The organism is Streptomyces cupreus, from assembly GCF_014257025.1.
Classification (GTDB): domain Bacteria; phylum Actinomycetota; class Actinomycetes; order Streptomycetales; family Streptomycetaceae; genus Streptomyces; species Streptomyces cupreus.
In genome coordinates, this window is sequence record NZ_JACMSF010000013.1 from 23,851 (window position 1) to 43,681 (window position 19,831).

Annotated in this window: 20 protein-coding genes, 1 tRNA gene and 2 pseudogenes; 13 read left to right on the top strand and 10 right to left on the bottom strand. The window is 69.8% G+C overall.

The annotated features are described in order from the left end of the window. Positions 1-95 precede the first annotated feature (95 nt). The 8 genes from H4N64_RS14450 (at position 96) to H4N64_RS14485 (ending at position 4,715) form a co-directional block, all read left to right on the top strand. Positions 96-626, top strand: a complete 531-nt coding sequence (locus tag H4N64_RS14450) for a tRNA adenosine deaminase-associated protein (protein ID WP_186282813.1) — start codon at positions 96-98, stop codon at positions 624-626. Positions 627-682: 56 nt separating this feature from the next. Then, positions 683-1,114 carry a tRNA adenosine(34) deaminase TadA gene (tadA, locus tag H4N64_RS14455; RefSeq protein WP_186282698.1) on the top strand — a complete coding sequence of 144 codons (432 nt, stop codon included), beginning with the start codon at positions 683-685 and terminating at the stop codon, positions 1,112-1,114. Positions 1,115-1,159: 45 nt separating this feature from the next. After that, positions 1,160-1,244, top strand: a tRNA-Ser gene (locus H4N64_RS14460). 105 nt (positions 1,245-1,349) lie between these two features. Next, the gene (locus tag H4N64_RS14465) at positions 1,350-1,529 is read left to right on the top strand and encodes a hypothetical protein (protein ID WP_186282699.1); all 180 of its coding nucleotides are present in this window, start codon (positions 1,350-1,352) and stop codon (positions 1,527-1,529) included. After that, the gene (locus tag H4N64_RS14470) at positions 1,526-1,819 is read left to right on the top strand and encodes a Dabb family protein (protein ID WP_186282700.1); all 294 of its coding nucleotides are present in this window, start codon (positions 1,526-1,528) and stop codon (positions 1,817-1,819) included. Before H4N64_RS14465 ends, H4N64_RS14470 begins: the two co-directional genes overlap by 4 nt. Positions 1,820-1,969: 150 nt before the next feature. Next, positions 1,970-2,809: an RNA polymerase sigma factor SigF gene (locus tag H4N64_RS14475; protein WP_186282701.1), complete on the top strand. Its 840-nt coding sequence runs from the start codon at positions 1,970-1,972 to the stop codon at positions 2,807-2,809. A gap of 292 nt (positions 2,810-3,101) precedes the next feature. After that, complete coding sequence (locus tag H4N64_RS14480; protein ID WP_186282702.1) at positions 3,102-3,989, top strand: RNA polymerase sigma factor SigF; 888 nt, start codon at positions 3,102-3,104, stop codon at positions 3,987-3,989. Positions 3,990-4,028: 39 nt separating this feature from the next. Further along, positions 4,029-4,715, top strand: coding sequence for a hypothetical protein (locus H4N64_RS14485; protein WP_186282703.1), 687 nt, complete (start codon positions 4,029-4,031; stop codon positions 4,713-4,715). Between the two features lie 10 nt (positions 4,716-4,725). Here the strand turns inward: H4N64_RS14485 and H4N64_RS14490 are convergent, their stop codons facing one another. Further along, complete coding sequence (locus H4N64_RS14490; protein WP_186282704.1) at positions 4,726-4,920, bottom strand: hypothetical protein; 195 nt, start codon at positions 4,918-4,920, stop codon at positions 4,726-4,728. Between the two features lie 206 nt (positions 4,921-5,126). Between H4N64_RS14490 and H4N64_RS14495 the strand changes: the two genes are divergently transcribed. The 3 genes and pseudogenes from H4N64_RS14495 (at position 5,127) to H4N64_RS14505 (ending at position 8,634) form a co-directional block, all read left to right on the top strand. Then, positions 5,127-5,582, top strand: a complete 456-nt coding sequence (locus H4N64_RS14495; RefSeq protein ID WP_186282705.1) for a MarR family winged helix-turn-helix transcriptional regulator — start codon at positions 5,127-5,129, stop codon at positions 5,580-5,582. Between the two features lie 82 nt (positions 5,583-5,664). Next, positions 5,665-8,034, top strand: a pseudogene (locus tag H4N64_RS14500) (MFS transporter). Between the two features lie 129 nt (positions 8,035-8,163). After that, positions 8,164-8,634 (top strand): PPOX class F420-dependent oxidoreductase, encoded by a 471-nt coding sequence (locus H4N64_RS14505; RefSeq protein ID WP_186282706.1) that lies wholly within the window; start codon positions 8,164-8,166, stop codon positions 8,632-8,634. Here H4N64_RS14505 and H4N64_RS14510 read toward each other — a convergent pair. The 8 genes from H4N64_RS14510 to H4N64_RS14545 all read right to left on the bottom strand — a co-directional run bounded on the left by H4N64_RS14510 (position 8,631) and on the right by H4N64_RS14545 (position 18,342). Then, positions 8,631-9,380, bottom strand: a complete 750-nt coding sequence (locus tag H4N64_RS14510) for a TetR/AcrR family transcriptional regulator (RefSeq protein ID WP_186282707.1) — start codon at positions 9,378-9,380, stop codon at positions 8,631-8,633. The genes H4N64_RS14505 and H4N64_RS14510 overlap by 4 nt on opposite strands. Further along, positions 9,374-10,894, bottom strand: a complete 1,521-nt coding sequence (locus H4N64_RS14515) for an MFS transporter (RefSeq protein WP_186282708.1) — start codon at positions 10,892-10,894, stop codon at positions 9,374-9,376. The genes H4N64_RS14510 and H4N64_RS14515 overlap by 7 nt, the downstream gene beginning before the upstream one ends. A gap of 51 nt (positions 10,895-10,945) precedes the next feature. Continuing rightward, the gene (locus tag H4N64_RS14520; protein WP_186282709.1) at positions 10,946-13,033 is read right to left on the bottom strand and encodes an ArnT family glycosyltransferase; all 2,088 of its coding nucleotides are present in this window, start codon (positions 13,031-13,033) and stop codon (positions 10,946-10,948) included. Further along, on the bottom strand, positions 13,030-14,451 hold the full coding sequence (locus H4N64_RS14525) for a bifunctional glycosyltransferase family 2/GtrA family protein (protein WP_186282710.1): 1,422 nt from the start codon (positions 14,449-14,451) through the stop codon (positions 13,030-13,032). The genes H4N64_RS14520 and H4N64_RS14525 overlap by 4 nt, the downstream gene beginning before the upstream one ends. Positions 14,452-14,465: 14 nt before the next feature. Then, positions 14,466-16,073 (bottom strand): sensor histidine kinase, encoded by a 1,608-nt coding sequence (locus H4N64_RS14530; RefSeq protein ID WP_186282711.1) that lies wholly within the window; start codon positions 16,071-16,073, stop codon positions 14,466-14,468. Continuing rightward, entirely contained in the window at positions 16,070-16,810 is a 741-nt protein-coding gene (locus tag H4N64_RS14535) for a response regulator transcription factor (RefSeq protein WP_186282712.1), read from the bottom strand. Before H4N64_RS14535 ends, H4N64_RS14530 begins: the two co-directional genes overlap by 4 nt. 113 nt (positions 16,811-16,923) lie before the next feature. Continuing rightward, positions 16,924-17,796 carry a DUF2797 domain-containing protein gene (locus H4N64_RS14540; RefSeq protein WP_186282713.1) on the bottom strand — a complete coding sequence of 291 codons (873 nt, stop codon included), beginning with the start codon at positions 17,794-17,796 and terminating at the stop codon, positions 16,924-16,926. A gap of 135 nt (positions 17,797-17,931) precedes the next feature. Then, the gene (locus tag H4N64_RS14545; protein ID WP_336246705.1) at positions 17,932-18,342 is read right to left on the bottom strand and encodes a winged helix-turn-helix transcriptional regulator; all 411 of its coding nucleotides are present in this window, start codon (positions 18,340-18,342) and stop codon (positions 17,932-17,934) included. A gap of 93 nt (positions 18,343-18,435) precedes the next feature. On the opposite strand from H4N64_RS14545, the gene H4N64_RS14550 reads away from it, so the two are divergent. Further along, the gene (locus H4N64_RS14550; RefSeq protein ID WP_186282715.1) at positions 18,436-19,266 is read left to right on the top strand and encodes an NAD(P)H-binding protein; all 831 of its coding nucleotides are present in this window, start codon (positions 18,436-18,438) and stop codon (positions 19,264-19,266) included. A gap of 99 nt (positions 19,267-19,365) precedes the next feature. Here H4N64_RS14550 and H4N64_RS46365 read toward each other — a convergent pair whose 3' ends face one another. Next, positions 19,366-19,593, bottom strand: a complete 228-nt coding sequence (locus tag H4N64_RS46365) for a hypothetical protein (RefSeq protein ID WP_186282716.1) — start codon at positions 19,591-19,593, stop codon at positions 19,366-19,368. Here H4N64_RS46365 and H4N64_RS45080 point away from each other — a divergent pair. Further along, positions 19,499-19,826 (top strand): annotated as a pseudogene (locus H4N64_RS45080) (GtrA domain-containing protein); the annotation flags it as partial. The gene H4N64_RS46365 and the pseudogene H4N64_RS45080 overlap by 95 nt on opposite strands. Positions 19,827-19,831: the final 5 nt, after the last annotated feature.

Below are 19,831 nucleotides of genomic sequence, written 5' to 3' on the forward strand. Positions count from 1 at the left end.
CGAGTGGGTGGGGCTCGGAGCACCGCTCTCCCCGCCCGCAACCTCCGCCGGGGGAACCCCCAACCGGCACGCCTATGACCAGTGGGAGAGTCACGGTGTACTTCGCCGCACTGCTCGCGCGCACCGAAGACGGGTGGGAAGCGAGCGACACAGAGCTCGACGATGTGGAGACCTTGTCGGACCTGGCCGACCTGGCCCGTGACGCCTCGCCCGAGGACGACACGGTGCTCGTGCTCATCGAGCAGGAGGACGCCTGGTTCGGTGTCGTCCGGATCGACGGCGAGGACGACCCTCGTATCTACGTCTCGGACGCCGCCGCCGCTGCCCGCAGCAGCTACGGCGAGATCCTGCTCACCGACGAACTGCTCGGAAGGGAGCCCGGCGAGGACGACGCCGACCTGGACGCCCTGGACCTGGACGGCACGGAGGAGCCGGACGGCGACTCCGACGACGAGGACGGCGGCACGTCCGCCGACGCGGTCCCGCACAGCCCGGTGGGCGACAGCGAGATCCTCGACGACCTGGGCGTCAGCGAGAAGGAGCTGAAGGCCCTGGACGCCGACGACGCGCTGAGCGCCATCGCCGAGGCTCTGGGCGCCGCGGAGGTCCTGGAGACCGTCCGCTGACCCCGACCGTCCCCCCGGGTCCCCCGGACCCGGTACGCGACCGCTGGCGGGCCGCGATGCGGCTCGCCCTGGACGAGGCCGAACTGGCCGTCCGGGGCGGGGACGTCCCCGTCGGCGCTGTCGTGCTGTCCGCGGACGGTACGACCGTGCTCGGCGTCGGGCACAACGAACGCGAGGCGACCGGCGACCCGACCGCGCACGCGGAGGTCCTGGCCATCCGCAGGGCCGCCGCCGTGGTCGGGGAGTGGCGGCTGACCGGCTGCACGCTCGTCGTCACGCTGGAGCCGTGCACGATGTGCGCGGGGGCGCTGGTGCAGTCGCGGGTGGACCGGGTCGTCTACGGCGCCCGGGACGAGAAGGCCGGCGCGGTGGGCTCCCTGTGGGACGTCGTACGCGACCGGCGGCTCAACCACCGCCCCGAGGTGATCGAGGGCGTGCTCGCCGAGGAGTGCGCCGGGCTGCTCACGGAGTTCTTCCGGAACCGGTGAATACCGATTTCTGAGCAGGGCACCCCGTGCTGTAAGGTCTCCCTCGGTAGCGTGTCCGAGCGGCCGAAGGAGCTCGCCTCGAAAGCGAGTGTGGCGCAAGTCACCGAGGGTTCAAATCCCTCCGCTACCGCTCCGAGTAGGGCCCCGTCGAAAGACGGGGCCCTACGTGTGTTCGGTTACACTCGCCGCCGGCAATAGGGGGCCCATCGGGGGCGACAGGCGCAGGGAGGCCGCAGTGGCGGTGAATTCGAAGAAGGTCGCCGTCTATGTGCTCGTGGTCTTCGTGCTCTATGTGATCATCACGGACCCGGCCAAAGCCGCTGATTACGTGCAGATAGGGTTCGAGGGCATATCGGACGCCGCCAAGGCCATCGGCGACTTCATGACGTGGATCGCCAACGGAGGAGAATCATGATCCGCCACCTGGTCCTCTTCAAGCTCAACGAGGGTGTCCAGCGCGACGACCCGCGTGTCCTGGAGGGCGAGAAGGCCTTCCGGTCACTGGAGGGCAAGATCTCCGAGATCCGCTTCTGGGAGCTCGGCTGGAACCTCAGCGACCGCCCCATCGCCTACGACTTCGCGATCAACTCCGGCTTCGACGACGTCGATGCCCTGCGCCGGTACGTGGAACACCCCGAGCACCAGGCGGGCGTGGCCCTCTGGAAGGAGTTCGCCACCTGGGTGATCGCGGACTACGAGTACTGAGCCCACCGCGCGCACCGAGCCCCCCGCCGGAACGGCGGGGGGCTTTTCTGCGCCCTTTGCTCACATTTCGCCCTCAACACGGCGTTAAGCGGTGCTTGCACACAGTGCACATGTCTTGTGATGCTATGACCGCTTTTGATGGATGAGTTGATGGATCACGAGGTGGAGTTGACCGTGTCGGCCAGTACTGCGCCTCCCCAAGAAACGGCGGCAGCCGCCCGGCGCAGCCGCGGTGCCGACACCCGCGCGCTCACCCAGGTGCTCTTCGCCGAGCTCAAGGAGCTTCGGCCGGGCACGCCGGAGCACAACCGGGTGCGCGGGGCGCTCATCGAGGCCAACCTCCCGCTCGTGCGCTACGCGGCCGCCCGCTTCCGCTCCCGCAACGAGCCGATGGAGGACGTGATCCAGGTCGGCACCATCGGGCTCATCAACGCCATCGACCGCTTCGACCCGGACCGCGGGGTGCAGTTCCCGACCTTCGCGATGCCGACGGTGGTCGGCGAGATCAAGCGGTACTTCCGGGACAACGTCCGCACGGTCCATGTGCCGCGCCGGCTGCACGAGCTGTGGGTGCAGGTCAACAGCGCGACCGAGGACCTGACGACCGCCTTCGGGCGCTCCCCGAGCACCGCCGAGATCGCCGAGCGGCTGCGCATCAGCGAGGAGGAGGTGCTGTCCTGCATCGAGGCCGGGCGGTCGTACCACGCCACCTCGCTGGAGGCGGCCCAGGAGGGCGACGGACTGCCCGGGCTGCTGGACCGGCTCGGCTACGAGGACCCCGCGCTGGACGGTGTGGAGCACCGCGATCTGGTGCGGCATCTGCTGGTCCAACTCCCGGAACGGGAACAGCGCATTCTGCTCCTGCGGTACTACAGCAATCTCACCCAGTCGCAGATCAGCGCGGAACTCGGCGTCTCCCAGATGCATGTCTCGCGGCTACTCGCGCGTAGCTTCCAGCGACTGCGGTCCGCGAACCGGATCGACGCCTGACCGAAAGGCCCGAACGAAAGCCTGACCGAAAGTCTGAGCGAACCGTAACCGGGGCGAGCGAATCGCTCACCAGGGCTGTTCCCGACAGTTTCGCGCCGAAATACCGTCAGACCCCTTGTTTCCAGGGCGGATTCGCGTCTTACATGTCGACATGTCACTACAGCGTGTTGCCGACATGTGACATTCTGCCGGAAGCGCGTTTGCCGTGGCCTCGGCTCCGGTATTCAGGTGAAGGCTGCGTTCCTCAGTGGGAGCGTTCGCCGCGACCGTCCCGCGACCCAAAGGGGGTGGCATGTCCGCAGACCAGGGCAGCTCGAAGGTGCTCACGCTCACGAAGAGCGAGGCTGCGCCCGCGCTCGACGACGACGTAACGGCCCTTGTCGAGGCCGCGCCGGCTCCGGCCCTCCCCACCTCGGGAGCCATCGACACCCGCACCCTGTCCCGCTCCCTGTTCCTGCGGCTCGCCGCGCTGGACGAGAACAGCCCCGAGCGTGCGTACGTCCGTGACACGCTGATCGAGCTGAACCTCCCGCTCGTCCGGTACGCGGCAGCGCGTTTCCGCTCCCGCAACGAGCCGATGGAGGACATCGTCCAGGTCGGCACGATCGGGCTGATCAAGGCGATCGACCGGTTCGACTGCGAACGCGGCGTGGAGTTCCCGACGTTCGCGATGCCGACGGTGGTCGGGGAGATCAAGCGGTTCTTCCGGGACACCTCCTGGTCGGTGCGTGTGCCGCGCCGCCTCCAGGAGCTTCGCCTGGCCCTGACGAAGGCCAGCGACGAGCTCTCCCAGAAGCTGGACCGCTCCCCGACGGTCACCGAACTCGCCGCGGTCCTGGGCGTGTCCGAGGAGGACGTGGTCGACGGCCTGGCGGTCGGCAACGCCTACACGGCGTCCTCGCTGGACTCCCCGGCCCCCGAGGACGACGGCGGCGAGGGCTCCCTCGCGGACCGTCTGGGCTACGAGGACAGCGCCCTGGAGGGCGTGGAGTACCGCGAGTCCCTGAAGCCCCTGCTGGCCAAGCTCCCGCCCCGCGAGCGCCGCATCATCATGCTGCGCTTCTTCGCCAACATGACCCAGTCCCAGATCGGCGAGGAGGTCGGCATCTCCCAGATGCACGTCTCTCGTCTGCTGACCCGGACGCTGGCGCAGCTGCGGGAAGGGCTCATCTCGGACTGAGGGGTTCCCTTCTGACGAAGCGTCAGCCACCATGGCGCGATGCTTCGGGCGACGACATGGACACATGGCCGCCAAGGCGCCCTTATCGGCGCCTCGGCGGCCGTCGTGTGTCTGGGCGGCCTGCTGGCCGCGTGTGCGGGCGGCGGGGAGGGTGACGGCTACGTGGCCGTGGGCGCACCGAGCGGACCGGCCCGTACGGCGGCCCCGACGGGCGAAGTGGAGCTGGTGCCGCTGGAGTCTCCGGCCTCGAAGACGGCGCGAGGTTCGGCTCCCCCGGCGAACTCCACGTCAGCAAGCAGCACTTCGGCGGATCCTCAGCGCGGGACGAGCAACACCCCGACCCCGGCGCCGCCGCCCGAGGGCGCCGATCCCGGCCGTACCACCGCGAGTTCACCCACTCCCACGCCCAGCCCGGTGACCCCGGCCGCCCTCACCTGGTCCGAGCCGAAGCGGGAGGCCGCTGAGAAGCGCTGGTGCGAGAAGGTGATGCTCGGTTTCCACAACTCCGGGGGCAGCCCCGTGCGTTCGGGCACCGTGACCTTCGGGACGCACGTCATCGGGGCGCTCGGGATCGACTGGGGGACCGTCGAGTCGGTCGAGGAGCTTCCGGTGCCGGTGGAGGCCGGCGCGCGGAAGGAGAAGACCTGGACGGTGTGCGTCGACGCGTGGCGCGTACCGCTCGGGATGCATGTCGAGACGCGGGACGTGTCCGTCCGGTGGAAGTGAGCCGCGCGGACTACTTCAGCGCCAGCCAGGCCACCGCCGCGACGACCGCGATGGCGACGACGACGCCGACGATCAGGCCGATACGGGGACCGGAGGAAGCGGCCGCCTGCTGAGTGCCCTGCGGCGCCTCGTCGACGAACGCGCGGAACATCTGGGTGCTGCCGGCGGGGTCGTAGTTGCCCTGGGGGCCCTGGGTGTTAGCCATGGCCCGAAACCCTAGCGAATCCAGGGGTGGCGCCCAAGTGCGGGAGGGGCACCTGCACCACCGCACACACAACCCGCCCCACCTGCACATTTACGTTCGCAATACTTGCCTTTGCCAAGTTTTTATGGCATCCACACCCCTTTTATTTGCCTGCAGCAACCAACCGCTTCTATGGTTGCTCTAAGCAACGAAATCCGGGAGGTGTGATGGCCGAACAGGCGCAGTACGAGGAGCTCGTCCGCCAGTTCAGTGCCTTCGGTGCCGTGAAGCGGGAGATCGGGCGGACGCTGCCGTCCGGCTGCCCCGCCGGCTCCGCCGCCGTACTGACGCTGCTGGACCGGCACGGCGACATGCGCCTGAGCAGGCTCGCCGAGCTGCTCGCCGTCGACATGTCGGTGACCAGCCGCCATGTCGCCCACCTCGCCGAGCGCGGCTGGATCGACCGCTCCCCGGACCCAGCCGACAAGCGCAGCCGCATCCTGCACCTCACGCCCTCGGGCCGGGCGCAGGTCGACGAGCTGCACCGCCGGACCACCCAGCTGCTCGCCGAGCGGCTGAGCGACTGGACCGACGACGACATAGCCCGGCTCACGGGGCTCATGGCACGGCTGAGGCGTTGCTTCGACGAACAGTCCCCCCGTACACCCGCGATCACCGAGTAAGAGAAGGAAGTCCATGGCAACGACCACACCAGCCGGTGTGCGGGCTCATGCCGAGCACTCAGGAGGTTCAGGCGAGGCTCCCATGACGCATCGGCAGATCATGGAGGCGCTCTCCGGGCTGCTGCTCGGCATGTTCGCCGCGATCCTGTCCTCCACCATCGTCTCCAACGCGCTGCCCGAGACCATCCAGGACCTCGGCGGCGGACAGAGCGCGTACACCTGGGTCGTGACCGCCGCGCTGCTGGCGATGACGGCGTCCACGCCCCTGTGGGGCAAGCTCGCCGACCTGGTCAGCAAGAAGGCCCTCGTCCAGATAGCCCTGGTCGTCTACATCATCGGATCGGTCATCGCCGGTCTGTCCCAGAACTCCGGGATGCTGATCGGCGCCCGGGTGATCTAGGGCCTCGGTGCCGGCGGTCTGACCGCGCTCGCCCAGATCATCATGGCCGCGATGATCTCCCCCCGGGAGCGCGGCCGTTACTCCGGCTACCTCGGCGCGACCTTCGCCGTCGCGACCGTCGGCGGTCCGCTGGTCGGCGGTGTCATCACCGACACCGACTGGCTGGGCTGGCGCTGGTGCCTGTACGTGGGTATCCCGTTCGCGCTGATCGCCCTGTTCGTGCTCCAGAAGACGCTGCACCTGCCGGAGACCAGGCGCAAGGTCAAGGTCGACTGGGCCGGTGCCTTCTTCATCACCGCCGCCGTCAGTCTGCTGCTGATCTGGGTCACCTTCGCCGACGACAAGTACGACTGGCTCTCCTGGCAGACCTGCTCGATGGTCGGCGGCGCGCTCGCGCTCGCCCTGGTCTTCCTGTTCGTGGAGACCAAGGCCAGTGAGCCGATCATCCCGCTGCACCTGTTCAGGAACCGTACGATCACGCTGGCCTCGCTGGCCTCCCTGCTCGTCGGTGTCGCGATGTTCGCGGGCACGGTCTTCTTCAGCCAGTACTTCCAGCTGGCCCGCGACAAGTCCCCGACGATGTCGGGGGTCATGACCATCCCGATGATCGCCGGTCTGTTCGTGTCCTCGACCGTCTCCGGCACGATCATCACCAAGACCGGCAAGTGGAAGGCCTGGCTGGTCTCGGGCGGTGTGCTGGTGACGGCGGGCCTCGGACTGCTCGGCACCATGCGCTACGACACCGCGTACTGGCACATCGCGGTCTACATGGCGGTCATGGGCCTCGGCATCGGCATGATGATGCAGAACCTGGTCCTGTCCACGCAGAACCAGGTCGCCCCGCACGAGCTCGGCGCCGCCAGCTCCGTGGTCACCTTCTTCCGGTCCCTCGGCGGCGCCATCGGCGTCTCGGCGCTCGGCTCGGTGATGTCGACCCGGATCAGCCACTACGCCACCGACACCATCGGCACGCTCAGCCCGCAGGAGCAGGCCGGCGCGGCCAAGGCGATGGGCTCCGGCGAACTGCCCGACATGGACGCCCTGCCCACGCACATCCGCACCTGGCTGGAGAGCGCCTACGGACACGGCATCGCCGACATCTTCCTGTACGTCGCCCCGATCGCCTTCCTCGCCTTCCTGGTGACCCTGTTCATCAAGGAGGTCCCGCTGCGGACTTCCGGCGCGCTGGCGCAGGCGGCGGAGAACACCAAGCCGGAAACCCCGGCCGCCGCGGAGGCTCCCGTGGCTCCTGTCGCCCCTGTCCTTGAGGCGGAGGCCCCCGTGACCGCTGCCGGAATCCCCGTGCGCGGCTTTGTCCACGGCGCCGAGAGCGCCCCCGTACCGCGGGCCGCCGTCACACTGATCTCACTCGCGGGACGGCAGCTCGGCCGCGTGGTGGCGCAGCCGGACGGCTCCTACGGCATCGACGCGCCGGGCACCGGCAGTTACGTCCTCATCGCCTCCGCCGACGGCTTCCAGCCGCAGGCGTCCACGATCGTCGTCGGCGAGGAGCCTTTGACGTACGACATCCCGCTCAGCGGCACCAGCGGGCTGAGCGGTGTGGTCCGGGCGGCCGAGGGCGCGCTGCCGGTCAAGGACGCGACGGTGATCGTCACCGATGTGCGCGGGGACCTGCTGGCCAACGCCGCCACCGGGGAGCAGGGCGAGTTCGCCTTCGGCGAGCTGGTGCCGGGCACGGTGACCGTCGCGGTGAGCGCCGCAGGGTTCCGGCCGCGCGCCCTGCCCGTCGAGATCGGCGGCACCGGCGTCACCCGGGTCGAGGTCGACCTCGACTCCGGCGCACAGATCCAGGGCGTCGTACGGGCGCCGCACGGTCCGCTGTCCGACGCGCGGGTCACGCTCGTGGACGCGGCGGGCAATGTCGTCGGCACGGCGACGACCGGTGCGGACGGGGTGTACGCCTTCACCGACCTGGACGGCGACGACTACACGGTCATCGCGACCGGTTACCCGCCGGTGGCGACCACGCTGACCCTCAGCGGCGGCGGGGTCGACGGCCACGACATCGAACTCGCGCACGTCAGTGAGTAGTTGAGGCCGGTTTCATTCGAGGAGCTGTGCGAGATGGGACTGACGGGCGGTGCGGGACCCGAATCCCCTGGCGCTCGACCTGGACCGGCGGTACAGGGGGATTCGCTGCCGCAGGCCTAGGCTGGGCCCATGGCACCGAACATCGCGACCAACACCGCCGTTTCGCTCGACGAGTTGCTGGACTTCGTACGGCCGCGTCATCGCGCGATCCTGCTGACGCGGCGGGCCGACGGGAGCCCTCAGGGGTCGCCGCTGACCTGTGGAGTGGACGACTCCGGGCGGATCGTGGTCTCCACCTACCCCGAGCGGGCCAAGACGCGCAACGCCAAGCGGGATCCGCGGGTGAGCCTGATCGTGCTGAGCGACGACTGGAACGGGCCGTGGGTACAGATCGACGGCACGGCCGAGGTCATCGACTCCCCCGACTCCGTGGAGCCGTTGGTGGAGTACTACCGGAACATCGCCGGGGAGCACCCGGACTGGGACGAGTACCGGGCGGCGATGGTGAAGCAGGGGAAGTCGATCATCCGGGTGACGCCGGAGAGGTGGGGTCCGGTGGCCACCGGAGGATTCCCGGCGCGGCTCGCCGAGGATTCCTAGCCCGACCTCTCCACCATCGCCTCGATGCCCGCCACCAGCAGATCCAGCGCGAAGACGAAGTCCCGTTCCAGCATCTCCTCGACCGTGTCTCCGCCCCGGGCCGCCATGATGTCCTTGGCCTCCTCGATGACCTCCGCGGTCGAGGGGGTCTCGCTCACCGTCGTCATGGCGTTCTGGAAGTAGGCGTCGGGGGTCATGCCGGTGTCCTGGACGCGGGCGAAGAAGTGGCCCTCGATCGTGCCGTAGCCGTACACGAACTGGAAGACGGCCGAGATCGCGCCCGTCACCCCGTGGGCCGGCAGCCCCGTCCTGCGGATCACGCGCTGTACGACCCGGGAGAATGCCAGGGAGTTCGGCCCGATGTTGAGGTACGTCCCGGCCAGCGGGGACGTCCAGGGGTGGCGGACCAGCAGGGCCCGGTACTCGCGGGCCAGCGTGCGCAGTTGGTCGCGCCAGTCCTCGTCCGCGCCCGGGTCGGGCAGTCGGAGTTCGCCGTAGACCGAGTCGAGGGCGAGTTCGAGGAGGTCGTCCTTGGTGTCGACGTACCAGTAGACGGACATGGCCGTCACATTCAGCTCGGCGGCCAGCCGGCGCATGGAGAACTTGGCGAGCCCCTCGGCATCGAGCAGCCGCACGGTCACCTCGGTGATCCGCTCCCGGTCGAGCCCCGAGGGCTGTCCGCCACGCCCGCCCCGGCGGGTCTTGTCCTCCAGCCAGACGCTGGCCCGCGTGGCTGCCTTCACCATGGCGCACCTTCCTGGACGTTCTGAGTGCGGGTCATGCTCTCCGAGTCTGCCCGCTCCGCCCTGCGCAGCAACGCCGCCGCGACCAACCCCCCGAGCAACACGGCCAACGCCCCCACCAATTGACTGGTCTCCAGGCCGGAGGCGAACGCGTCGGTGATCTGCTGCTTCTCCTCCGAGGACTCCGCCGAGGCCAATGCCGCAGGCAGCGAAGACGCCGCGACCGGAATCAGCGCCCCGAACCGGGAGTTCAGCACAGCCCCCAGCACCGCGACACCCAGACCGTTCCCGAACTCCGCCAGCGTGCCGTTGATCCCGGCCCCGACCCCCGCCTTCTCCCGGGGGATCGCGCCCATGATCGCGTGCGCCATCGCCGGATTGGCAACGGCACAGCCGACGCCGATGAGGACCAGCCCGAGCAGTGTCCCGGTGTAACCGCCGGAGGCGAGCGTCGCGATGGACACCAGGCCCGCCGACATCAGCACCATCCCGATCAGGATCGACATCGGCGTCCCCAGTTTCGTCGTCCACTTCGCCGACACCCCGGTGAAGTTCAGCGCCACCACGGTCAGCGCCAGCGGAGCGGTCCGCAGGCCCGCCTCCAGGGCGCCGTAGCCGAGGACGAACTGGAGGTGCTGCGTGAGCAGGAACAGCGCGCCGCCCATGCCGAAGGTGATCAGGACCGCTCCGGCGACCGCGCCCGTGAACCGGCGGTTCCGGAAGAAGTGCAGATCCAGCATCGGATACGGGATCCGGCTCTCCCAGTACGCGAACACCGCCAGCACCCCGACCGCCACCGCGCCCGTGGTCAGCACGCGGCCCGAGGTCCAGCCGTGGTCGGGGCCGGAGATGATCGCGTAGACCAGGGATGCCATGCCGATCGTGGAGAGCAGCGCGCCGAGCAGGTCGGGACGGTCGCCCTGGGGGTTCTTGGACTCGGGGACCAGGGCGACCACGGCGACCAGGCCCAGCGCCGCGACGGGGAGGTTGATCAGGAAGAGCGCGCCCCACCAGAAGTGGTTCAGCATGAAGCCGCCGATCAGCGGACCGCAGGCGAACCCGAGTGCGTTGACCGCGCTCCAGATGCCGATCGCCTTCGGGTGCTCCTCCGGTGCGAAGATCTGCATCGCCACCGCGAGGGTCGTGGTCAGCAACAGCGCCCCGCCGACGCCCATCCAGGCCCGCGCGGCGATCAACTGGCCCGTGCTGTCGGCGAGTCCGGCCACCAGCGAGCCGATGCCGAACAGCGCGAGGCCCGTGATCAGCATCTTCTTACGGCCGTAGCGGTCGGCGGCGCTGCCCGCGGTCAGCAGCAGACCGGACTGCACGAGCGAGTACGCGTTGATCATCCACTGGATGTCGGAGGTCGCCGCGTCCATCTCCCGGGTCAGCGTCGGGATCGCCACGTTCAGGATCGTGTTGTCGAGCAGCACGGTGAGCTGGGCGAGACAGATGACACCGAGGATCAGCCAGCGCTGGGGATGACCTTGGGGGGTTTCGGGCGTGGACGTGGGCATGTTGTACACCGTAGAACAACTCCTATACGGTGTACAACATGCCCTTCGCCCTTAGCCACTGGCCTTCTGCGTCAGGTCGTAGAAGGTGGCCGAACCGACCGTGACCTGCTTGAAGTTGGCCTCGACCCACTCCGTGATCTGCGCGGACGTACCGCTGTCGCCGCCGCCCATGCCGCCGCCGGAGCCGCTGGAGATGAAGTAGTGGATCCTGCCGTCCGCCACGTACTCCTTGAACTGGGCCGGCGTCGGGGACGGGTCGGTGCCGTTGAAGCCGCCGATCGCCATCACGGCTTCGCCGGTGGAGAGCTGGTAGCTCGCCGCGTTCTGGGCGCCGATGGCCGCGGCGGCCCAGGTGTAGTCGTCGGCGTTCTCCCTCAGCAGCTCCTTGGCCTCGTCGGAGACCGTGGCGCCGTTGAGCAGACCGCCCATGCCGCCACCGCCGCCACCGGCCATACCGCCGTCGCCGTTCCGCTGGCCGCCCTGCTGGCCCTGCTGGCCGGGCATAGCGCCGGTCGGGGGCTGGCCCATGCCGCCGCCCTGCTGACCCTGCTGGTTCTGCTGGCCCGGCATGCCCCCGCCACCCGGGAAACCGCCGCCACCGCCAGGACCGCCGCCACGGCCGCCCTGCACCGACGGACCCGCGGTCACGATCGAACCGGTGTGACCCTCGTTGACCGTGGTCAGCGTGTACGCCGTAGGCCCGGCCAGCGCCGCCACCAGCCCCAACCCGACGACCGCCATGGCGAGTCGGCGGCCGAGCCTGCTCACGAAGATCAGCCCGAGCGCCGCCACCAGACCGCCCACCAGCACCAGCCACTTCAGCCAGGGCAGATAGTCGGAGGACCGGTTGAGCAGGACGTAACCCCAGGCCGCGGTGGCCGTCATCGCGCCCGCCAGCGTCAGCGACGCCCACGCCCTGTCCCGCTTCTCCCACAGCAGCGCCGAGCCCATGCCGATCAGGGGCGCGATGTAGGGGACGAGGGCCACCGTGTAGTACTCGTGGAAGATGCCCTGCATATAGCTGAAGACCACCATCGTGATCAGCAGCGCGCCGCCCCAGACGAGGAACGAACCGCGCGTCACCGACGTGCGCTTCGCCTTGCGCGTCGCCACCAGCCCCGCGATCAGCAGGATCAGCGCGGCCGGGATCAGCCAGGAGATCTGGCCGCCGATGCTGGAGCTGAAGAGCCGGTCCCAGCCGGTCTCGCCCCAGTTGCCTCCGCCGTTGCCGCCACCGCCGCCGACGCTGCCGGTCTCCTCGCCGTTGAGCCGGCCGAGGCCGTTGTAGCCGAAGGTCAGCTCAAGGAAGGAGTTGTTCTGGGAGCCGCCGACGTACGGGCGGGAGGAGGCCGGCCACAGCTCGACGATCGCGACCCACCAGCCGCCCGAGACGACGATCGCGGCCAGGCCCGCCGCCAGCTGTCCGATCCGCTTCTTCACCGTCACCGGGGCGCAGACGCCGTAGACGAGGGCGAGCGCGGGCAGGATCAGGAAGGCCTGGAGGGTCTTGGCGAGGAACGCGAAGCCGATCGCGGCTCCGGCCCACAGCAGCCACTTGGTCCGGCCGTCCTCCAGGGCTCGGATAACGAAGTAGCAGGCCGCCGCCATCAGCAGCGCCAGCATCGCGTCCGGGTTGTTGAACCGGAACATCAGCGCCGCGACCGGGGTGAGCGCGAGCACCGCGCCCGAGATCAGACCGGCGGCCGGGCTGAACCGGCGGCGGACGGCCGCGTGGACGACTGCGACCGTGCCGACGCCCATGAGCACCTCGGGGACGAGGATCGCCCAGGAGCTCAGGCCGAAGATCCGCACCGACAGGGCCATGGGCCACAGCGCGGCCGGGGGCTTGTCGACGGTGATGGCGTTGGCCGCGTCCAGCGAGCCGAAGAAGAACGCCTTCCAGGACTCGCTGCCGGCCTGGACGGCCGCGGAGTAGAAGGAGTTGGCGTAGCCGGAGGCGCTCAGGTTGTAGAGGTAGAGGACGAAGGTGGCGGCGAGCAGTCCGAGGAAGGCCGGGCGTGCCCAGCGCGGGTCCTCGGGCCGGCCGCGCCACAGTCTGCGCAGGACCGGCTGCTTCGGTTCGCCCGCGTCAGGGGCGGCCGTGATCGGCTCCTGTACGGCCGTACTGGTGATGGTCATCGGGAGTCCCCCAGGTCGGTGTCGGAGGGGCGCACCGGCTGAAGCCGCATGGTGGCGTCCCTCCAGGTGTGGTCCGCGGCGTCACCGGCGCGGAAGTGGGGTGCCGGGCGCTGCGGGAGCGGCGGCTGGGGTGTGGCGTACGTCGGGATGTGCTGGGCGACGACCGTCGACGGCTCCTCGGTGCGGTCCGGGAAGACCCACACCCGGAAGAGCAGGAAGCGCAGCACGGTCGCCGCGAGGTTGGCGGCGATCAGGACCGCCAGTTCGGTGGAGCGCGCGGGGTTCGCGGTCGCCGCGTTCAGGGCGGCCAGCGAACCGCTGGTCAGGGCGAGTCCGATGCCGAAGACCACCAGCCCCTGCGCCTGGTGCCGGATCGCGCCGCCGCGGCCGCGCACCCCGAAGGTGAGGCGCCGGTTGGCGGCCGTGTTGGCGACCGCCGAGACCAGCAGGGCCAGCGCGTTGGCCACCTGCGAACCGGTGAACTGGCGGAAGCCGCTGTAGAGCAGCAGATAGAAGAGGGTCGACAGACCGCCGACCACGCAGAAGCCGACGAGCTGGCGGGCCAGGCCCTTCGGTACGTCCTTGATCTCGCGGTCGCGCGGGTCGTCGCCGAAGGGACGGGCGAGGCGGTCAAGCGGCAGCGAACCGGTGGCCAGGGCCTTGCCGACCCGCCACACGCCCTTCAGGTCGTCGGTCGCCGTCCTGACGATATGGACGGTGGAGTCCGGGTCGTCGACCCAGTCGACCGGCACCTCGTGGATCCGCAGCCCGGCGCGCTCGGCGAGCACCAGCATCTCGGTGTCGAAGAACCAGCCGGTGTCCTCCACCAGCGGCAGAAGCACCTGGGCCACCTCACGCCGGATCGCCTTGAACCCGCACTGGGCGTCGGAGAAGCGGGCCTGGAGCGAGCCGCGCAGGATGAGGTTGTACGAGCGGCTGATGAACTCCCGCTTGGGACCGCGTACGACGCGGGAGGAGCGGGAGAGACGGGAGCCGATCGCCAGGTCCGAATGGCCCGAGATCAGCGGGGCCACCAGCGGCAGCAGGGCGTTGAGGTCGGTGGACAGGTCCACGTCCATGTAGGCGAGGACCGGGGCGTCCGAGGCGGACCACACGGTGCGCAGGGCGCGACCGCGGCCCTTCTGCTCCAGGCGGAAGGCCCGGACCTCCGGAATCCTCGCCTCCAGCCGCTGGGACACCTGAGGGGTGGTGTCCGTCGACGCGTTGTCCGCGATCGTGATGCGGAACGCGTACGGGAAGGTGCGCTTGAGGTGCTCGTGCAGTCTCAGCACACACGGCTGGAGGTCCTTCTCCTCGTTGTAGACGGGGATCACTACGTCCAGGACAGGCGTACCGGCGTCTCCGGCCGGGAGGTGCTCCCGCGCCGGCAGGGTGCCGGGAGAAGAGTCGGTTCGCATGGAACCGACTCTTCTCAAGCGCCCTGTTGTACCCGTGTGGTGGCGCTGTGCTGTGCCTGTGAGTGCGATTGCCAATTCGTTTCGGGCGCCGGCTGCGGGGCGAGCGCGGGCAGATGGACCGTGAACACGGTCCGCCCGGGCACGCTGTCGACGGTCACGGCACCGCCGTGCGCGGTCGCGACGGCCTGCACGATGGCGAGGCCGAGCCCGGTCGAGCCGGAGGCGCGGGAGCGCGAGGAGTCGCCGCGCGCGAAGCGTTCGAAGACATGCGGCAGCAAATCCGGCTGGATTCCCTGGCCGTTGTCCTCGACGTCCACGCACATCCACGAGCCGCGCCGCTCGACACGTGCGGTGATGGTCGTACCGGGCGCGGTGTGCTTGCGGGCGTTGCCCAGCAGATTGACCAGAACCTGCTGAATGCGCGCCGCGTCAGCCGACACGAGGGCCGGTTCGTCGGGCAGGTCGAGGCGCCAGTTGTGATCCATGCCGGCCGCGCGGGAGTCGCTGACAGTGTCCACGACCAGTGGGATGAGGTCGGTCTGCTCGAACTGCAGGGGCCGTCCGGCGTCCAGCCGGGCGAGCAGCAGCAGATCCTCCACGAGCAGCGTCATCCGGCCCGCCTCGGACTCGATACGGCCGAGGGCGTGCCGAGTGTCGGGCCCGATCTGCTCTCTGCCGCGTCTGGTCAGCTCCGCATAGCCGCGGATGGACGCGAGGGGCGTCCTCAGCTCATGGCTGGCGTCGGCCACGAACTGCCGTACCCGCATCTCGCTCTGCTGTCTCGCGTGCAGGGCGCCGTGGACGTGATCCAGCATGCGGTTCAGGGCGGCGCCGACCTGGCCGACCTCGGTGTGCGGGTCGCACTCGGACTCCGGGACGCGCTCCTTGAGGTTCACCTCGCCGGTGTGGAGGGGGAGCTCGGAGACGCGGGTTGCGGTGGCGGCGACCTTGCGCAGGGGTCGGGTGGCAACGCCCACGATGACCGTGCCGGCGAGGGAGGCGGCGATCAGGCCTGCGGCGGTGACGCTGACCTCTATGAGGATCAGCGTGCTGAGGGTGCTGTTGACTTCCTCGGTGGGGATGGCGACGTAGTAGCTGCCGTTGGCGCCGGTCTTGTACGGGACCCGGTACTCGCCGAGGCTGCCGAGGTCGACCGTGTGCTTCTCGCGGTCCTGGGCGACGGAGTTGAGCGCCTGGATCTGGTCCTCGGTGAGGTCCTTGGCCTCCATCCCGCTGATGTCGGTGGTGTTCTCGTCCTTCTCACCGACCTTGGCGGCCGTGATGGAGCCGTTCTGCACCTCGGCGACGACCGTGCCCTGCGGCTGGGGGCCGCTGGTGACCAGCCGGTCAAGGGTGAAGCCGTTGGCCCTGTCGACCGCGTTGTCCTTGGCGGGGTCGCCGCCGGGAGGCCCGCCGAAACCGGCCGCTCGTCCGGCGACCTCGGTGAGCCGTTCGTCGAGCTGGTCGTACAGATGCGATCGCAGCGCCAGTGTGGTGACCGTGCCGATCACCGCGCAGACCACGGCGATCAGCACCACGGAGGCGACGACGAGCCGCGTCCGCAGGGTGCGCGGCTGTCCCGCTCGCGTCTTCTGCGGACGCGTCCGTCGTCGCCCGCTCATGACGCCGCGGGCTTGATCAGATACCCGGCGCCGCGCCGGGTGTGGATCATCGGCTCCCGGCCCGCGTCGATCTTGCGTCGCAGGTAGGAGATGTACAGCTCGACGACATTGGCCTGGCCGCCGAAGTCGTAGGACCAGACCCGGTCGAGGATCTGCGCCTTGCTGAGCACGCGCCGCGGGTTGCGCATCAGGAAGCGCAGCAGCTCGAACTCGGTGGCGGTGAGGTGGATGCCCTCGCCGGCGCGGCTGACCTCGTGGCTGTCCTCGTCGAGGGTGAGATCGCCGACGACCAGTACGGAGTCGGAACGCCGGTCGGCGGCACCGGAACGGCGGATCAGCCCGCGCAGCCGGGCGACGACCTCTTCGAGGGAGAACGGCTTGGTGACGTAGTCGTCACCCCCGGCGGTCAGCCCGGCGATACGGTCCTCGACGGCGTCCTTGGCGGTGAGGAAGAGGACGGGCACGTCGGGCAGCTCGCGCCGCAGCCGCCCGAGAACGGTCAGCCCGTCCATGTCGGGCAGCATCATGTCGAGGACGACGGCGTCGGGCCGGAACTCGCGCGCGGTCTGGACGGCTCCCGTGCCGTCCCCCGCGCTGCGGATCTGCCAGCCTTCGTATCGCAGAGCCATGGACAGCAGCTCGGTGATCGACGGCTCGTCGTCCACCACAAGCACTCGGACGGGGCTCCCGTCCGGCCTCAGCAGTTCGGTGCGCCCCTGGGGCGAGGTCGTGGTCATGCTGGACACCCTTTCGGGGCCCTCTGAGAACACGCTTTCTACAACCTGTGATTTTCCTGAGAAACGCACAGGAGGCTCTCAGGGAATGCCTGGGCGGGGGATGGCATTCCGGTTCAGAACAGCCCGTCCTGGGTGGTGACGTCGGCCTTGAACTCCTTGATGGGCAGGGCCGGGGCCCCGTCGGTGGCGGCCACCAGCTCCCACCCTCTCATCAGCCGGGTGTCGAGCACGACGACCCCGCTGTCCGTCTCCAGATGCAGATCGGGCCCGGCGGCGGCGAGGAGCCCTCCCCGGATGGCTCCGCCGGCGATGAGCTCGGTGACTTCGCCGACGGCGGGCGGGAGCTCGGCGAGCCCGAAGGCGTCGACGTGATCGACGGGGTGACAGGGCGCGGGGGTGAGGGACTCGGGCCAGGCGGGGAGGGCGAGCGCCTGTGCGTGCAGGTCCCGCACTTCGGCCGCCCGCTCCTCGGGGGAGGCCGACAGCCCGGACCGTACGGCTCTCTTGTCGCCGTACGGAATCCGATCCGGCACCCGGAGCGCGGCGCGCAACAGCTCCTCGGTGCGCCGGGCGGCCATGAGCGGCCCGGTACCGAGCCAGCTGAAACAGACGGCACCTTGCTCAAGAAGCCGCGCTGGGCCTCGCTCTTCGGCGGTGATCCCGACCTTGACCATGCCGGGCCCGAACCAGGCGAGATAGACGCGGTACGGCCGGGGATCGTCGGCGAGCGTATCGGCGGCCACGGAGTGCGCACGGTCCAGCCGGGCGCACTCCTCGCACCGCACGCCGGTACTGCGCCCCGACACAACAGCCCGCACGGGACAGGCATGCCCTCTGGCCCCCACACACGTCCGCACACCCCCTTCGGCGACCCCGAAGGCCACCTGTTTGCCCCAGCTCAGCGCACTGAGCCGTCCACCGCCCCACACCAGCACGGGACCGTCCGCCGACCACCGAAGCCCCGAGCACGTCCATGTCTGTGCCATCACCTTCGAGACTAGGCGGAGGCACTGACAACGGCCTCCGGGGGCGGCTCTGTTCCGGTACGGTGCCCGGCAGCTTCGGGACGGGACGGACGGCTGAGGCGTCGCGCTGCGGCATCATGCTGCGGCTTCCGCCGGTCAGCGCCGCCGGGCACGGTCCTTCTCCTCCTCGCGCGCGTCATAGGCCTCGCGCGCCCGCTCCACCCGGTCCAGGTTCACCGACCACTCCGACAGGGCCGCGAACAGCGGGGCCAGGCTGCGGCCCAACTCGCTGATCTCGTACTCCACTCGGGGCGGGACCTCGGGGTGGTAGGTGCGGACGACCAGGCCGTCGCGTTCCAGTTGCCGCAGGCGCTGTGTGAGCACCTTCGGGGTGATCGTGGCGATGCGGCGCTCCAGTTCCACGAAGCGCTGCCTGCCGTACTCGTTCAGGGTCCACAGGATCGGCGTGGTCCACCGGCTGAAGACGATGTCGACGACCGGGGCGATGGGGCAGGCGTTCTCGGGCGCCACCTCTACGCCGCGCGTTGTGCTCTCGGTCACATCCACTCCTCCTCCCAATACTTTCCCCTAGGTACCTACTTACCCCATAAAAGTAACGTTCATGAGCAGGGAGTTGACGACTCGGAACGGAGTACGACGATGATCGTGGTGACCGGAGCGACGGGCAATGTCGGGCGGCCGCTGGTGCGGGCGCTGGTCGAGGCGGGGGAGCGGGTCACGGCGGTCTCGCGCCGGAGCCCGGCCGGGGAGGACGTACCGGCGGACGTCCGCCATCAGCAGGCCGACCTGGCGGATCCCGCTTCCCTGAAACCCGCCCTCGACGGTGCCTCCACCCTCTTCCTTCTGACCTCCGGCGACTTCATGGGCGCCGGCGGAGACCTCGGCGCGGTCATGGAGGTCGTACGGGCCGCCGGGGTGCGGCGCGTGGTCCTGCTGTCCTCGCAGGGTGTGGGCACCGGACACCTGCCCGCCATGCTGGAGGACGCCGTCAAGGCCTCGGGTGTGGAGTGGACGATGCTGCGCCCGAGCGGCTTCCACTCCAACGCCCTCCAGTGGGCCGAGCCGATTCGCACCCGCCGTGAAGTCGCCGCCCCCTTCGGCGATGTGGCGCTGCCGACCGTCGACCCCGTCGACGTCGCCGCGGCCGCCGCCGTGGCCCTGCGTGGGGAGGGCCACGGCGGCAAGGTCTACGAGCTCACCGGACCCGCGCCCGTCTCGCCCCGGCAGCAGGCCACCACCATCCAGGCGGCCCTGGGCGAGCCGGTGCGGTTCGTGGAGCTGACCCGGGAGCAGGCGCGGGCGCACATGGTGGGGTTCATGCCCGAGCCGGTCGTGGAGACCACACTCGACATGCTGGGCAATCCGCCCGAGGCGCTGAAGCGGGTGAGCCCCGACGCCGAGCGTCTTCTCGGCCGCCGTCCTCACGACTTCGCGGAGTGGGCGGCACGGCACGTTGAGGCGTTCACGTAGGCCCGGTTGCGGACGGGCATCTGGAGCGGACCCAACCGCCTTGGTAGGGCTGGCCACACCCCCGATTCGGGAGTTCGCCTCCTCGTGGGGGGCCGGGGATCACGGGATCGTTGTACGCGGCTGATCACGACAGCCGCGTACAACGCTCAACGGCCCCCGCCCGGAAGGAAGTTCCATGACGTCGGCGCTCGCGTCCTTCGCCCGGTTCGTGGTGTGCGGGGGCGGCGTCGGGCTGGTCTCCGGTGCGACGGTGCCGCTGCTGGCGTACTCGATGCCGTGGGCGCTGGCCAACGCGCTGATCACCGTGGCCTCCACCCTGCTCTGCACGGAACTGCACGCCCTGTTCACCTTCGGCACCGGCAGCCGTCCCGGCCTGCGCCGGCACCTTGAGTCGGCGGGTTCGGCGGTGGTCGCCTACGCGGGGACGTCCGCCGCGATCCTGGTCCTGCACCTGGTGGAGCCGTCTCCCACGCTGCTGTGGGAACAGACGGTCTACCTCACCGCAGCCGGACTCGCCGGGATCGGCCGCTTCCTGGTACTGCGGCTGTTCGTCTTCGCGGGCGAG

Excerpts from the sequence above, each read along its gene's own strand:
- H4N64_RS14510 (WP_186282707.1), bottom strand. The coding sequence starts at position 9,380 with ATGGTGAAGGCAGCCACGCGGGCCAGCGTCTGGCTGGAGGACAAGACC.
- H4N64_RS14470 (WP_186282700.1), top strand. The coding sequence starts at position 1,526 with ATGATCCGCCACCTGGTCCTCTTCAAGCTCAACGAGGGTGTCCAGCGC.
- H4N64_RS14535 (WP_186282712.1), bottom strand. The coding sequence starts at position 16,810 with ATGACCACGACCTCGCCCCAGGGGCGCACCGAACTGCTGAGGCCGGAC.
- H4N64_RS14525 (WP_186282710.1), bottom strand. The coding sequence starts at position 14,451 with ATGCGAACCGACTCTTCTCCCGGCACCCTGCCGGCGCGGGAGCACCTC.
- H4N64_RS14475 (WP_186282701.1), top strand. The coding sequence starts at position 1,970 with ATGGATCACGAGGTGGAGTTGACCGTGTCGGCCAGTACTGCGCCTCCC.
- H4N64_RS14550 (WP_186282715.1), top strand. The coding sequence starts at position 18,436 with ATGATCGTGGTGACCGGAGCGACGGGCAATGTCGGGCGGCCGCTGGTG.
- H4N64_RS14530 (WP_186282711.1), bottom strand. The coding sequence starts at position 16,073 with ATGAGCGGGCGACGACGGACGCGTCCGCAGAAGACGCGAGCGGGACAG.
- H4N64_RS14520 (WP_186282709.1), bottom strand. The coding sequence starts at position 13,033 with ATGACCATCACCAGTACGGCCGTACAGGAGCCGATCACGGCCGCCCCT.
- H4N64_RS14515 (WP_186282708.1), bottom strand. The coding sequence starts at position 10,894 with ATGCCCACGTCCACGCCCGAAACCCCCCAAGGTCATCCCCAGCGCTGG.
- tadA (WP_186282698.1), top strand. The coding sequence starts at position 683 with ATGCGGCTCGCCCTGGACGAGGCCGAACTGGCCGTCCGGGGCGGGGAC.
- H4N64_RS14505 (WP_186282706.1), top strand. The coding sequence starts at position 8,164 with ATGGCACCGAACATCGCGACCAACACCGCCGTTTCGCTCGACGAGTTG.
- H4N64_RS14490 (WP_186282704.1), bottom strand. The coding sequence starts at position 4,920 with ATGGCTAACACCCAGGGCCCCCAGGGCAACTACGACCCCGCCGGCAGC.
- H4N64_RS14485 (WP_186282703.1), top strand. The coding sequence starts at position 4,029 with ATGCTTCGGGCGACGACATGGACACATGGCCGCCAAGGCGCCCTTATC.
- H4N64_RS14480 (WP_186282702.1), top strand. The coding sequence starts at position 3,102 with ATGTCCGCAGACCAGGGCAGCTCGAAGGTGCTCACGCTCACGAAGAGC.
- H4N64_RS14540 (WP_186282713.1), bottom strand. The coding sequence starts at position 17,796 with ATGGCACAGACATGGACGTGCTCGGGGCTTCGGTGGTCGGCGGACGGT.
- H4N64_RS14495 (WP_186282705.1), top strand. The coding sequence starts at position 5,127 with ATGGCCGAACAGGCGCAGTACGAGGAGCTCGTCCGCCAGTTCAGTGCC.